Annotated in this window: 13 protein-coding genes; 7 read left to right on the top strand and 6 right to left on the bottom strand. The window is 62.9% G+C overall.

Annotated elements, in window-relative coordinates:
• Positions 1-32 precede the first annotated feature (32 nt).
• From gyrB to dnaA, 6 genes are all read right to left on the bottom strand, one after another.
• Positions 33-2,060, bottom strand: coding sequence for a DNA topoisomerase (ATP-hydrolyzing) subunit B (gyrB, locus tag ACUWEX_RS00250; RefSeq protein ID WP_079726315.1), 2,028 nt, complete (start codon positions 2,058-2,060; stop codon positions 33-35).
• A 121-nt stretch (positions 2,061-2,181) separates the two neighbouring features.
• Positions 2,182-2,667 (bottom strand): DUF721 domain-containing protein, encoded by a 486-nt coding sequence (locus ACUWEX_RS00245; RefSeq protein ID WP_179100230.1) that lies wholly within the window; start codon positions 2,665-2,667, stop codon positions 2,182-2,184.
• The gene (locus ACUWEX_RS00240) at positions 2,660-3,991 is read right to left on the bottom strand and encodes a DNA replication/repair protein RecF (RefSeq protein WP_445996722.1); all 1,332 of its coding nucleotides are present in this window, start codon (positions 3,989-3,991) and stop codon (positions 2,660-2,662) included. Before ACUWEX_RS00240 ends, ACUWEX_RS00245 begins: the two co-directional genes overlap by 8 nt.
• A gap of 57 nt (positions 3,992-4,048) precedes the next feature.
• On the bottom strand, positions 4,049-4,936 hold the full coding sequence (gene gnd, locus ACUWEX_RS00235; RefSeq protein ID WP_079726312.1) for a phosphogluconate dehydrogenase (NAD(+)-dependent, decarboxylating): 888 nt from the start codon (positions 4,934-4,936) through the stop codon (positions 4,049-4,051).
• A gap of 25 nt (positions 4,937-4,961) precedes the next feature.
• Positions 4,962-6,107: a DNA polymerase III subunit beta gene (dnaN, locus tag ACUWEX_RS00230; protein ID WP_077054618.1), complete on the bottom strand. Its 1,146-nt coding sequence runs from the start codon at positions 6,105-6,107 to the stop codon at positions 4,962-4,964.
• A 920-nt stretch (positions 6,108-7,027) separates the two neighbouring features.
• Positions 7,028-8,401, bottom strand: coding sequence for a chromosomal replication initiator protein DnaA (gene dnaA / locus ACUWEX_RS00225; protein ID WP_407668747.1), 1,374 nt, complete (start codon positions 8,399-8,401; stop codon positions 7,028-7,030).
• 445 nt (positions 8,402-8,846) lie between these two features.
• On the opposite strand from dnaA, the gene rpmH reads away from it, so the two are divergent.
• The 7 genes from rpmH to ACUWEX_RS00190 all read left to right on the top strand — a co-directional run bounded on the left by rpmH (position 8,847) and on the right by ACUWEX_RS00190 (position 14,304).
• Positions 8,847-8,984: a 50S ribosomal protein L34 gene (gene rpmH / locus ACUWEX_RS00220; protein WP_010204566.1), complete on the top strand. Its 138-nt coding sequence runs from the start codon at positions 8,847-8,849 to the stop codon at positions 8,982-8,984.
• 20 nt (positions 8,985-9,004) lie between these two features.
• A complete protein-coding gene (gene rnpA, locus ACUWEX_RS00215) occupies positions 9,005-9,343 on the top strand; it encodes a ribonuclease P protein component (protein ID WP_079726310.1) in 339 nt (112 codons plus the stop codon).
• Positions 9,340-9,651: a membrane protein insertion efficiency factor YidD gene (gene yidD / locus ACUWEX_RS00210; RefSeq protein WP_077054621.1), complete on the top strand. Its 312-nt coding sequence runs from the start codon at positions 9,340-9,342 to the stop codon at positions 9,649-9,651. Before rnpA ends, yidD begins: the two co-directional genes overlap by 4 nt.
• A 7-nt stretch (positions 9,652-9,658) precedes the next feature.
• Positions 9,659-10,651: a membrane protein insertase YidC gene (gene yidC / locus ACUWEX_RS00205; protein ID WP_079726309.1), complete on the top strand. Its 993-nt coding sequence runs from the start codon at positions 9,659-9,661 to the stop codon at positions 10,649-10,651.
• 4 nt (positions 10,652-10,655) lie between these two features.
• Entirely contained in the window at positions 10,656-11,165 is a 510-nt protein-coding gene (locus ACUWEX_RS00200) for a Jag family protein (protein ID WP_445996721.1), read from the top strand.
• 19 nt (positions 11,166-11,184) lie between these two features.
• Positions 11,185-11,814 carry a 16S rRNA (guanine(527)-N(7))-methyltransferase RsmG gene (gene rsmG, locus ACUWEX_RS00195; protein WP_234991032.1) on the top strand — a complete coding sequence of 210 codons (630 nt, stop codon included), beginning with the start codon at positions 11,185-11,187 and terminating at the stop codon, positions 11,812-11,814.
• A 1,581-nt stretch (positions 11,815-13,395) separates the two neighbouring features.
• Positions 13,396-14,304, top strand: a complete 909-nt coding sequence (locus ACUWEX_RS00190; protein ID WP_079726306.1) for a ParA family protein — start codon at positions 13,396-13,398, stop codon at positions 14,302-14,304.
• The last annotated feature ends 5 nt before the right edge of the window (positions 14,305-14,309 follow it).

Genomic DNA, 14,309 nt, shown 5'->3' with positions numbered 1-14,309 from the left:
TCGCGGTCGTCGTCATCGTGCGGGCGGGCCCGTTAGATGTCGAGGAACCGCACGTCCTTGGCGTTCTTCTGAATGAATGTGCGTCGGCTTTCGACGTCTTCGCCCATAAGGGTGGAGAAGATCTCGTCGGCTGCGGCGGCATCGTCGAGCGTGACCTGCATCAGCGTGCGGGTCTGGGGGTCCATGGTGGTCTCCCAGAGCTCTTTGTAGTCCATCTCGCCGAGACCCTTGTAGCGCTGGATGCCGTTGTCTTTCGGGATGCGGCGGCCGGCGGCGATTCCGTCGGCGAGCAGGGCGTCGCGCTCCCGGTCGCTGTAGACGTATTGGTGCTCGGCGTTCGTCCACTTGAGACGGTAGAGCGGCGGCTGCGCGAGGTAGACGTAGCCCTGGTCGATGAGCGGACGCATGTAGCGGAACAGCAGCGTGAGCAGCAGTGTGGTGATGTGCTGGCCGTCGACGTCGGCGTCGGCCATCAGCACAATCTTGTGATAGCGCGCCTTGTCGGGGTTGAAGTCTTCGCCGATGCCGGCACCGAAGGCCGTGATCATGGCCTGCACTTCGGCGTTTCCGAGGGCGCGGTCGAGGCGCGCCTTCTCGACGTTGAGGATCTTGCCGCGCAGCGGCAGGATGGCCTGGGTCTCGGGGTTGCGCCCCTGCACCGCCGAGCCGCCGGCCGAGTCACCCTCGACGATGAAGATCTCGGAGATGGACGGGTCTTTCGACTGGCAGTCCTTGAGCTTGCCGGGCATGCCGCCACCCTCGAGCAGACCCTTGCGGCGCGCGGTCTCACGCGCTTTTCGGGCGGCGAGGCGCGCCGTATTGGCCTGCATGGCCTTGCGGATGATCTCTTTCGCCTGCAGCGGGTTGCGGCCGAACCAGTCGCCCAGCTGATCGCCGGCGACCTTCTGCACGAACGCCTTGGCCTCGGTGTTGCCGAGCTTGGTCTTCGTCTGGCCCTCGAACTGTGGCTCGCCGAGCTTGACCGAGATGACGGCCGTCAGGCCCTCGCGCACGTCTTCACCCGAGAGGTTGTCGTCCTTCTCTTTGAGGATGCCTTTTTCGCGCGCGTACTTGTTCACGAGCGACGTGAGCGCCGCACGGAAACCCTCTTCGTGCGTGCCACCCTCGTGCGTGTTGATGGTGTTGGCGTAGGTGTGGACGCTCTCGGTGTATGCCGTCGTCCACTGCATGGCCACTTCGAGCGCGATCTTGCGCTCGGTGTCTTCGGATTCGAACGAGATGACGTCGTCGTGCACCATCTCGGAGCGCTTGGCCTGGTTGAGGTATTCGACGTAGTCGACGAGGCCGCGCTCGTAGAGGAACACGTCGGAACGCTCGGCGTTCTCCTCGACCGTGACGTCTTCGCCCTCGGTCGCGGCGTCTTCACCGGTCTCGATGACGACCTGTCCGGCCCGCTCGTCGCGCAGGGCGATCTTCAGGCCCTTGTTCAGGAACGCCATCTGCTGGAATCGGGTGCGCAGCGTGTCGTAGTCGAAGTCGACGGTCTCGAAGATGTCGTCGTTCGGCCAGAACGTGATGGTGGTGCCGGTCTTGTCGGTGGCCTCGCCCTTTTCGAGGGGCGCGTCGGGCACACCGTTCTGGAAGCTCTGACGGTAGACGTTGCCCTGGCGGCTCACCGCGACATCCAACTTCTTGGAGAGGGCATTGACCACCGAGCTGCCGACGCCGTGCAGGCCACCGGAGACCGCGTATCCGCCGCCGCCGAACTTGCCGCCGGCGTGCAGAATGGTGAGCACGACCTCGACGGTCGACTTCTTCTCGACGGGGTGGATGTCGACCGGGATGCCTCGACCGTTGTCGATCACGCGGACGGCGCCGTCGGCGAGGATCGTGATGTCGATGGTGTCGCAGTAACCGGCGAGGGCCTCATCGACGGAGTTGTCGACGATCTCGTACACGAGGTGATGCAGACCGCGGGGGCCCGTCGAACCGATGTACATACCCGGGCGCTTGCGAACGGCTTCGAGCCCCTCGAGAACCTGGATATCGTTGGCGCCGTATTCGTGCTGCGTCGTACCGCTTTTCGGTTCTGATGACATATGAAATTGGGCTCCAAACCGTCTGTTACTCGACAGTCGATTCTATCAGTTGAGTCCCAGTTCACGGGCGTATTTGGCGATCTGAGCCACTATTTTCGCGTGGGTGACCTGTTTTGTCCGGTTATCCGTAGGTATCGCGCACGCCGCGCCCTTGAACCGATCTGAGGCCCCGTTTGAAGGATGGGACGTCCGGCCCGAGAAAGCGGATGCTCTGAACCCCGGCTTCGGGAAAACGCTTCACGATGTGGGTCATGATCTCGACGCGCATCATGCGCAGTTGCGTGGCCCACGCGGTGGAGGCGCACTGCACGATGAGCACGCCTTCCTCGACGCCCACGGGGGTCGAGTGGTTGGCGGTCTCTTCGCCCGCGAGCTCGGCCCACCGATCGACGAGCTCGCTCTGCGCGAGGGGCGAGTCCCAGCCGAGCTCGGAGGTGAGGGACATCACGACGTCGCCGAGGCCGCGGGGTTCGCGGCCCTTGCCATAGGGCACGGTGTCGGCGTCGACGGTCTCGCGCCGTTTGCGTCCCTTATATCGAGGGCGTTCGCCGGCGAAGATCTCCTTGAAGTGCTCGTACACGCGCACGGCTTCGGTGTTATCAGCCACGGTCGGTCTCCGTGGCGACCGCGCTGTCACTCGGGTTGTCAGTCGGGTCATCGCTCAGCACTGCGTTGTCGCTCGTTCCGACGATCTCGCCCGCGGCGATCCGCACGGTGCGTGCCGTGAGCTGCTCGGGCACATCGTCGAGCACGGCCGCGGTGATGAGCACCTGCTCGTAGCCGGAGATGGCCTCCGCCAGGCGGCGGCGACGCGACTGATCGAGCTCGGCGAACACGTCGTCGAGGATCAAAACAGGGTCGCCGAGGTTGGATTCGCGGCGCAGCAGCTCGGCCGAAGCCAGCTTGAGCGAGAGCGCGAACGACCACGATTCGCCGTGGCTCGCGTATCCCTTGACCGGCAAGCCGTTCAATTCGAAGAGGAGGTCATCGCGGTGCGGGCCGACGAGCGTCACACCGCGGTCGAGTTCGGCGCGGCGACGTTCCGCTATGCGGCGACGGAAAGCCTCGGTGACCTCGGCCGGCGTGGGCAGTGCGGCACCGGAACCGTCGGTCGCCGACGCCGTGCTGCCGACGCCATCCGACGCAGACTCTGCCCCAACCGAACCCGAAGCGCCAGACGCAGCGGATGCCGGAGCCGGGGCATTCGGAAAACCGTCGTCGTCCGCATCCACACCGTCGACCGACATGATCAGGCTGATGCGCGGACCGTGGTCGTCACCCACGACGGAGCGGTATGCATCCTGCAGTGGCGCGGCCATCTCGGCCACCAACCGGCTGCGCGCGCCGATGATCTCGGTGCCCAGCGTGATGAGTTTGTCGTCCCAGACCTCGAGCGTCGAGAGTTGAGTTTCCTTCAGCCCCGAGCCCCGGGCGGACTTGAGGAGCGTGTTGCGCTGGCGCAGCGTGCGGTCGTAGTCGGCATACACACCCGCCATGCGCGGCGTGCGCAGAACGATGAGCTGGTCAGCGAATTTGCGTCTGGCCGAGGGGTCCCCGCGCACGATGCCCAGGTCTTCGGGTGCGAACAGCACGCTCGAGAAGTAGCGGGGCAGCTCGCGGGGTTTGATCTGACCGCGATTCACTTGCGCCCGGTTGGGTGTCGACCGGTTGATCTGCACCTCGGCCAGCAGGTCGCGCCCGTTGTGTTCGAGGCGGGTGCGGATGATTGCGGAATCGCGGCCGGCCCGGATCATGGCCTGATCGGACGACACCCGATGAGAGCCGAGGGTGCTCAGATATCCGATGGCCTCGACCAGGTTGGTCTTGCCTTGGCCGTTGCGGCCGATGAAGAGGTTGGTGCCGGGCGCGAGTTCGACATCGGCCGCCGCGTAGTTGCGGAAATCAGAGAGGGTAAGGTGCCGAACGATCACGCCGTCACCTTACCCTCGTCGTCCGTCACTGGAGCCTCGGCCCCAGCGGCAGAGGTGTTAGTCGTTCGACTTGACCGCGTGGCCGCCGAACTGGTTGCGCAAGGCCGCGACCGCCTTCATGGCGGGCGAATCGTCCTGGCGCGACACGAAACGCGCGAAGATCGACGCGGCGATCGTCGGAACGGGCACGGCGTTGTCGATGGCTTCTTCGATGGTCCAACGGCCCTCGCCGGAGTCCTCGACGTAGCCCTCGATCTTGGCGAGCGTCGGGTCTTCCTTGAGCGCGCGCACAAGGAGTTCGAGCAGCCAGGACCGCACGACGGTGCCGCGCTGCCAAGCCTCGAACGTTCCCGGAACGTTCTTGATGAGGTCGCTGCGCTTCTCGAGCAGCTCGTAACCCTCGGCGTAGGCCTGCATCATGGCGTACTCGATGCCGTTGTGCACCATCTTGGCGTAGTGGCCGGCGCCGACCTCACCCACGTGCACGAAGCCCTCTTCACGGGGGCCCTCGGGGCGCAGCGCGTCGAACACGGGCATGACGCGCTCGACCTGCTCGGCCGAACCGCCGACCATGAGGCCGTAGCCGTTCTCGACACCCCAGACACCACCCGAGACACCGGCGTCGATGTAGTCGATGCCCTTCTCGGCGAGCAGCGCGGCGTGCTTGAAGTCTTCGGTGAAGCGGCTGTTGCCACCGTCGATCACGAGGTCGCCGGCTTCGAGGTGCCCGTTGAGCTCTTCGATGACGGAGTCGGTGATCTGGCCGGCCGGGACCATGACCCACACGGTGCGGGGGGCCGGCAGGGCCTGGACGAGCGCTTCGACCGTGGGAACGTCGGTGACATCGGGGTTGCGGTCGAAACCGGTCACCTCGACGCCGGCCTCGCGCAGGCGGGTGCGCATGTTGTTTCCCATTTTGCCGAGACCGATGAGGCCAATGTGCATTGCAATCACGCTTTCTTCTGTTTACTTAGCGCAGCAGCAGGTTGGGCTGCAGCAGGTACTTGTAGCTGTCGGCGCCCGGCTGGTCTTTCGAGCTCTGGCTCGTGATCAACATGGGTCCCGGCTTGTTCGTGTTCTCCGATTTGGTGAACGAGAAGCGCACGAATTCGCTGCGAACGGCGTTCAGGCCGTCGATGAGGAACTGCGGCTTGAGGGAGAGCACGATGTCGTCGCCGGTGAGGAGAGCGTCGATGCTCTCGGATGCCTGCGCATGTTCGCTGCCGACGGCCTCCATGATGAGTCCGTCGATGGTGAAACTGAAGCGGAGCGCAGCTTCGCGCTCGAGTACCAGAGAGACGCGTCGCACGGCCTCGATGAGCTCGGCGGTGTTGATGACCGCGTAGTTTTCGGTGTTCTCGGGGAACAGGCGGCGCACGGGCGGGAACGAGCCCTTGATCAGCAGCGACGTGACGGTCTTCTTGTCGGCGCTGAAAGCGATGAGCTCGCGGTCGTCCTTGTTGGTGAAGCTGACCGAGATGGTGCCCGAGTGGCCGAAGGTCTTGCCGACCTCTTGCAGCGTCTTGGCCGGGACGAGCGCCGTGAAGTCGCCGCCCTCGGAGGTTCCGTTGTCCCAATCGATGTTGCGCACGGCGACGCGGTATCGGTCGGTGGCCACGAGGCCGAGCGAGTTGTTCGAGACCTCGAGCTGCACGCCCGTGATGACGGGGGTGACGTCGTCACGGGAGGCGGCCACGGCGACCTGGGCGACGGCCGTGGCGAATTCCTCGGCAGGAACGAGGCCCGACTGCTCGTCGACCTGCGGAACGCTCGGGTACTCCTCGACGGGCATCGAGAGCAATGTGAAGTTGGCCGATCCGCACGACACCAGGATGCGGTTCTCGTCGGTGCTGAACTGCACGGGCGCGTTGGGCAGACGGTTGGCGATGTCGGCGAGGAGGCGGCCGGAGACGAGCACCGTTCCGGCTTCTTCGACGTCTGCCTGAATCTGAGTTTGTGAGGAGACCTCGTAGTCGAAGCTCGAGAGCACGAGTCCGTCTTCGCGGGCGTCGATGAGGACACCGCTCAGGATCGGGAGGGTCGTGCGCTGGGGCAGGAGCTTGACGGCGAACGAGACGGCTTCGCTGAAGACATCCCGGTTGACGCTAAATCGCACAGTGGTTCCCCTGTCATTTCGAGGTACGAGTCGTGACCATGTTAGCCGGATGCCTGGATCGCTGTAGTTCCACGAACCGCGCTCGTTCGGCCCAGCCGCAAAAGGTTGTCGGCCAGAGAAATGTTTAAAGAACTGTTAATGGTGTTAACGCCTGTGGATAATGTGGATAACTCGGTGGAGAGCGCTCAAACACTGGGAACTACAACCGTGTGACTTGTTGACAGGGTGTGAAACGGGTGGGGATGCCGGTGCCGGCCAATTCCGCATAAACACGGGTCTATTCACAGGCCGCGGTCGAGTTTCAACAGACACGCCCGAGATAATCCACAGTTATCCACAGGTTGTCCACATTGTGTAACACGGCCGTAATTCGTCTCTCCCCAGCCTGTGGATTACTTCGTAGCCTGTGGATAACTCGAGGCGGATCGGCACGTTTTGGCACCGGTTCGGCGGCAAGCGTGAGGTTGGCTTGTGTGAAACGCGTCGAAGCCCATGAGGTGTCGGCATCCCAAAAAAATTCGAGGGAAATCACGAAGTTCTGGTGGAGCGCCGCCGTGGAGCCTTCGAAGCGTTGTCCTGAGGCTCTCAACTGATTGTTCTCCGGGTGCTCAGGATCGTTTCTGGAGAACGATTTTCGGGGTTCGGGGTTCGGGGTTCCGGGTTCGGGGTGCGGGATGCGGGTGGCGCGCGCTCGAGGTTACGCAATCCATGACGCTGCACAGAGCGGGGCCGGCGGAGCGGGTGGCGGGCAGGCATCCACGCCCCCAGCGCGGCGAGGCACGTCAAGCGCGGCAAGGAGCGTAGGGACACGTCGATGCGCATCGGAGGATCAAGCGCATCGACTAAGTACACGGAAGGACGGCGCGGCACGTCGGTGCCAGGAAGGCGTGCGACGGACGCGCGGCCCGTCGGCGCCCACGTCAGTTGTTGAAGCGGTGTCCCTGCTTGATGCGGCTCGTCAGCTCGGTCACCTGGTTATAGATGGAACGACGCTCCTGCATGAGGTCGCCGATCTTCTTGTTGGCGTACATGACCGTGGTGTGGTCGCGGTTGCCGAAGAGCTGACCGATCTTGGGCAGCGACAGGTTGGTCAGCTCACGACACAGGTACATGGCGATCTGACGCGCCGTGGCGACGGCCTGCGATCGTGACGAGCCATACAGGTCGTCGACGGTGAGCTTGAAGTAGGCCGCGGTCGTATTGATGATGTCGACGGGCGCGATGACGTTGTCGTCGTCGAGCGTGACGAGGTCTTTGAGCACCGTCTGCACGAGCACCATGTCGATGGGGGTGCGGTTGAGGCTCGCGAAGGCCGTCACGCGAATGAGCGTTCCTTCTAGTTCGCGGATGTTCGACGACACCTTCGTGGCGATGAACTCGAGCACCTCATCCGGGATCTGGAGCTTTTCGCTCTGCGCCTTCTTGCGCAGGATGGCGATACGCGTCTCGAGGTCGGGCGCCTGCACATCGGTGATGAGGCCCCACTCGAAGCGCGAACGCATACGATCTTCGAAACCGGTCAGCGCCTTGGGCGGCAGGTCGCTCGTGATGACGACCTGCTTGTTGTGGTCGTGCAGCGTGTTGAAGGTGTGGAAGAACGCTTCCTGGGTTTCGGCGCGACCCTGCAAGAACTGGATGTCGTCGATCAGCAGGATGTCGATATCGCGGTAACGGGCCTGGAACACCGAGCCGCGGTTGTTGGCGATCGAGTTGATGAAGTCGTTCGTGAACTCTTCGCTACTCACATAACGCACGCGCACGCCGGGATACAGGCTCATCGCGTAATGACCGATGGCGTGCAGGAGGTGGGTCTTGCCGAGGCCGGACTCGCCATAGACGAAGAGAGGGTTGTATGCCTTGGCGGGCGCCTCGGCAACAGCAACGGCAGCGGCGTGGGCAAACCGGTTCGATTGTCCGATGACGAAGTTGTCGAAGGAGTACTTCATGTTCAGGCGTGTGTCGTTCTGGCGCGGCGGCAGAACGGGTTCGGATGGCGACATGCCCCCCGCGCCGGCGTTCACGCCGTTGATGCCACCCATGCCGTTGCCCGGGAACTGCGACTGCGGGGTGTCGATGTACCCCTGCGGCTCGGACGCGCCCACTGCTGCTGCGGTCTCGGCGTAGGCCTCGTACTCTTCCTCGATGATCTCGGGATTCACGACCACGGCGAACGTGCTGGCGCCGTATTGATCTTCGAGGGATGTCAGCGCCTGCAGCAGCGGTGCGCGCATGCGCATGTTGAGCTGGCCAGCGGTGAATTCGTTGGGCACCTCGAGGTAGACCGTGCCGGCCATGACGCCCTTCGGCACGACCAGATTGAGGAAGCCATGCAGAGGCGGCGTGATGCGTTCGTCAGTGGCGAGTACGCCGAGCACGTCTTGCCACATGCGCGTGGTTGGATCGGTAGCGTCTGACATACATCCTCGGGAAGTTATTCACAGGTTTATCCACCGATGCTCGCACATGCCCGCAATGATCGGGAACTCGGCGCAGAAAGCTGGGGATAACTTCCCCAACGGTAACGACCATGCAGTGATTCGGGCAAATTTACTCCACGAGGCCCCGCGTGTCAGCATCCGTTTTACCCGTGAGTTCGTCCATAATCGTAGATTGGTCTGCCCTCGGTTTGACCGCACGGCTTCGAGGCCGTAGTTTTAATCAGTTGACGTATGCCTCCGGGCGCTAAATCTTTCCCTGTGATCCCGATGTCGCAGTGAGATCCCAAGTGGAGTGAAAACTATGAGCAAGCGAACTTTCCAGCCGAACAACCGTCGTCGCGCCAAGGTGCACGGCTTCCGTCTGCGCATGCGCACCCGCGCCGGCCGCGCCATCCTCGGCGCACGTCGCCGCAAGGGGCGCACCGAGCTCTCCGCGTAACAGCGCAGCTACGGTTCTCCGTGCTCGCCTCCTCGCACCGAATTACTCGCGGCGACGACTACCGCCGCGTAGTGCGCCGTGGCAAGAGGCGTGCAGCGGCGAACACGGTCACCTACATCACGATGAACCCGAACGGCGGATCCCCGCGGTTCGGGTTCATTGTTGCAAAAAACGTGGGCAACGCGGTTCATCGCAACCGTGTCCGTCGGCGCTTGAAGGCAGCTGCCTACGCGCTGGTTCCCACGGTCGGCGATGGAACGGATGTGGTGGTGCGAGCGCTTCCCGCGGCATCCGATGCATCCTTCGCTGATCTGAGTGCCGAGCTTGCCCGCGCCATGGCGCCGAAGGATGCGCGATGAACGCTGTCGTCGATTCGGTGCTGCTTCTCCCCCGCAACTCGGCCGTCGCGGCACTCAAGGCCTATCGCACAGTGATCTCACCGCTTTATGGCGAGGTGTGCAGGTATTATCCATCGTGTTCTGCATATGCAGTCGCGGCGATCCAGCAACACGGTGTGGTGATCGGGTCGGCGCTCGGAGCCGCTCGAATTGCACGGTGCCACCCGTGGGCGGCCGGCGGGGTCGACGATGCGCCCGCGAAAAAGAACTTCCGTTACGACGTGACCCCGCACGGGTTCGTCATTACGAACAGCCAGAGAAAGGCGTAACCCCGCAATGGACCTTCTGTCGACCATCCTCTGGCCACTCAAATGGGTGGTCGAGCTGTTGCTCGTCGCCTGGCACTGGGTGTTCAGCGCCATCGGCCTCGACCCGGCAGCCGGTCTGACCTGGGTTCTCTCGATCGTCGGCCTCGTGCTCGTCGTTCGTGCCGCGCTCATCCCGCTGTTCGTGAAGCAGATCAAGAACCAGCGACGCATGATGGAGGTCGCGCCCCAGCTGAAGAAGATTCAGGAGAAGTACAAGGGCAAGAAGGACCAGTTCTCGCGTGAGGCCATGAGCCGCGAGACTATGGAGCTCTACAAGAAGACGGGCACCAACCCGCTCGGCTCGTGCCTCCCCCTCCTCGTGCAGATGCCCATCTTCTTCGCGCTGTTCTCGGTGTTGAACGATGCTCAGCACTCGAAGGAGGGTGTCGGCCCGCTGAACGCGACGTTGGCGGACCAGTTCGGTGACGCATCCCTCTTCGGTTTTGCGCCTCTGCACCTCAGCTTCTCGGGCGCCATGAACGCCGTGGGCGGCCCCGAGGTCGGCGTGATGGTCGTTGCGGCAATCATGGTGGTTCTCATGACCGCGTCGCAGTTCATCACGCAGCTGCAGATCGTCTCGAAGAACATCTCGGACGAGACCAAGGCCAGCCCGATGTTCCGCCAGCAGAAGGTGCTGCTCTACATCCTCCCGTTCGTGTTCCTGTTCTCCGGTTTCACGTTCCCGCTGGGCGTCATGTTCTACTGGCTGACCTCCAACATCTGGACGATGGTTCAGCAGTTCCTCATCATCCGCAACATGCCCATGCCCGGCACCGAAGCGGCGAAGCAGCGCGAAGAGCGCCTGGCTCGCAAGGGCAAGCTCGTCGTCGAGTCCCCTTCGGCCGAGACGGTCGTCGTGCAGGAGAAGAAGCCCACGCAGCGCCAGCAGCCCATGGGCAAGAACCGCGCCAAGAAGACCGGTGGCGCCCCCGGCACGCCCAACATCAAGAACGGAAGCTAGACGGATGTCTGACACCACACACGCCGAGGAACGCGTCCTCGACGACGCGCCCACACTCTCGCAGCTCGAAGAAGAGGGCGAAGTCGCGGCAGACTACATCGAAGAGTTCCTCGACATCTGCGACTTCGATGGCGACCTCGACATCGACGCCCGCAACGGACGCGCCTACGTTGGCGTCACGGCGACCGATAACAGCAGCCTGCGCGTCTTGGCCAAGACCGACGTGGTCAACGCCCTGCAGGAGCTCACACGCCTCGCCGTGCAGAGCAAGACCGGTGCATTCTCGCGTCTCATCCTCGACATCGGCGGGTCCCGCGAGGCCCGCCAGCAGGAGCTGACCGAGCTCGTCGAGCGTGCGATCGAGCAGATCGAGGCCGGCGCTCAGTCCGCGGCACTCCCCCCGATGTCGAGCTATGAGCGCAAGCTCGTGCACGATGTGGTCTCCGAGCGCGGTTTCGTCTCCGAGTCCGAGGGCGAAGGCCGCGACCGTCACACCGTCATCACGCGTTCCTAACGTGGCCCTCTCCCCCGATATTCTCGAGGCACTCGAGCCCGAACCCGCTGCTGCGGAGACGGTTCTCGGCGACCGCCTCGACGCCGTGCGTGCCTTCACGCATAACCTGGCGCAGCACGGCGAAGAGCTCGGCCTCATCGGGCCTCTCGAGCTTCCTCGACTGTGGACCAGGCACATTCTCAACTCAGCGCTGCTCGGGCCGCTGCTTCAGCCCGGGCTGGTAGGCGATATCGGATCGGGCGCAGGTCTGCCGGGGCTGGTGCTGGCGTTGCAGCGACCCGACGTGCAGTTCGTTCTGGTCGAGCCGATGGAACGTCGTACCGACTGGCTGTCGTCGCAGGCGCGGGAATTGGGTCTCGACAATGTCGAGGTTCGTCGCGCCCGCGCCGAAGAGTCCGGTCTCGAGGGCCAGCTCGACCAGGTGACCGCGCGCGCTGTCAGTGCCTTCAAGAAGCTTCTGGCGTTGACCGCTCCCCTGCTTCGCGACGGTGGTGAACTTGTGCTCCTCAAGGGTGCGAACGCGCAGGCCGAGATCGATGCCGCCGCCCGAGAGATCAAGAAGTACCGCGTGAAGGATGTCCGCGTGGAGGTGTTGGGTGAAGGCGTCGTCGCTGAGCCCACTCGTGCGTTGCTCGGCACTGTTCGCTAGCTCATCTCTGGTCGACCATGCTTCTACGGTGATCGTTGATGGTGGCCCTTTACCTCGTGATTCAGTTTTTCTAGGCGTTGTCGGGCGTCCTTAAGTTCCCTCTCATCAGGAACTTCCCGGGATGGCGCGACTCCACTGCGTCGGAGGGATCCCCGGCGGATGCGTCTTGATCGGCTGATTCGAAACTCTGCGTCGCGGTCTGACCGCCAACTCCCACGTACTGCGTTGTGCGCAGCCGGTCGATCAACCTGTGCGCTCGTGCTGGCTGGCGCACGCCAGTTCGATTTGCCGTCACCGAGCTGGAGCCTCGCTGATCCTATGTTTCACGTGAAACATGATGACGCGATCCGTTTCGTGGGTGCTCGCATCGTTCATCGTCCTGCAGACAGGATGGCACCGCGGACTCTCGGCTTGGGGCTGAGATTGAACGCGCTGTCCCTCCTCCTGGCTCCGGGCACGGCGGTGGGCTGATGCGGCACGTTACCTCCGGGGACGCGATCTTCTGAGCCCACTCCGGAGGAGCGGGGCGACCCCCTGGCATGTCATACCTACGGATGTCGTGAAGCTACAAAGGCTGTAACGCATACCTGGATATCATCGATAATCGGCTTGGCCTCTACGATTCATTAGAGGAGCGGAGACATGTTTCACGTGAAACGGTCCGGAGTGCGGTGAAAGAGCTCGGATGAGCCATTGATGGCTCGCCGCTACCAGCTTCACAGTCGAATCATTCTTGTGGAGAGTAACCGGCGGCAGCATCGCTATCCCCGGTGCTGCGTAGCGGCCGGTACTTCATAGGCTCACTTCGGTCGAATACAAGTTGCCTGCCTGCGGATTTTCAATGCGGAGTATTCCCTGCCGGCCGCTGCTGCGTTTCACGTGAAACACTCGCGGGTCTCTGCTCTCCGATTGCGCGGTTCGCCGGAGTGCGCGGCCTAGTGTGTTCGGGGTGTGGGAGAGATCCCGGCACGCAATTGCGACCGTTCCTGGAAGGCGCCTCGTGAAGCACCTCTCCGGGGTCCGCGATAGTCGTTTCGCTCGAACGCTCCGCGATAGTCGTTTCGTTCGAACGCTCCGCGATAGTCGTTTCGTTCGAACGCTCCGCGATAGTCGTTTCGCTCGAACACTCCGCGATAGTCCTCCGAGCAGATGGTGAGCACATGTCGCGAGCGGCTTGAAAGAAGGGTAACTCTTCGGACGTGGGGCTTCGTACACCTTGAGCTCCGTACAGGCTGGACTCCGTCCATGTTGCACTGAGGGAGCTATCCGTCGGGACGGCCGGCTCTCGAGGTAGCCACAGCACCGAAATCGAGATTGCGAGGCGGTTCTTGATCGCAGTTGGACTGAATTTGCCGAGAAAAATCGCGCTGAGAACGATCCTGAGGCCGACGGCGGCGATCGCAGGATGCAAAAATTGTAGCTTTCAGACCGCTAATTCAGTGTTGCGAAGTTGCGATCGAGGAGTTTGACCGCAAGAGGGTGGGTTCGATGGCGGCAGCCGTCGGCGCCGTCGGGTACGGTTGATATGACCCCGACACAAGAAGGTTTCACGTGAAACAATCAGAGCCAAGCGGCGACGATATGAGCTTCGGCTCGTTCGAGGATTCACCGCTGGCGCGCGAGCTGGCTGACCTCACCAAGCGTCGTAAGCGCGTCGCCGATGTGTCCGCTCCCCTCCCCCGAACGACCCGTGTCATCACGGTCTCCAATCAAAAGGGCGGCGTGGGTAAGACGACCACGGCCGTCAACGTGGCCGCGGCCATGGCGAAACTGGGCGCGCGCGTTCTCGTGATCGACCTCGACCCGCAGGGCAACGCATCCACTGCACTCGGGGTGCAACACCACGCCGATGTCCCCAGTGTCTACGATGTTCTCATTGACGATTTCCCTCTCACGGAGGTAATCCAAAAGAGCCCCGAGTTCGACACTCTCTTCTGCGCGCCATCTACGATTCACCTGGCTGGGGCCGAAATCGAGCTCGTTTCGCAGGTTGCCCGTGAGCACAGACTACGGACGGCTGTCGAAGATCTGCAACGCTCTGTCGACCAGCCGTACCACTACATCTTCATCGACTGCCCGCCGTCGCTGGGTTTGTTGACGATCAACGCCTTCGTCGCGGCATCCGAGGTCATGATCCCTATTCAGTGCGAGTACTACGCGCTGGAGGGGTTGAGTCAGCTCCTGGGCAGTATCGAGCTGATTCAGAAGCATCTCAATCCGACTCTCTCCCTGCAGACTATCTTGCTCACGATGTTCGATGGCCGCACGAATCTTGCCAACCAGGTGGCCGACGACGTGCGCAGCCACTTCACCGACAAGGTGCTTCAGGCCGTCATTCCTCGCGCCGTGCGCATCTCCGAGGCGCCGAGTTTTGGCCAGACAGTGATCTCCTACGATCCGTCGTCGCTCGGTGCGATCTCCTACCTCGAAGCCGCCAATGAAATGGCGCGCCGGTACGGCGACAAACTCACAACTTCCCCGCAGAACTAAGGAGC

The sequence above is a fragment of the Okibacterium fritillariae genome (assembly GCF_052783725.1).
Note: the sequence above shows the minus strand (reverse complement) of the source record. Positions and strands in the feature narration are given on the sequence as shown.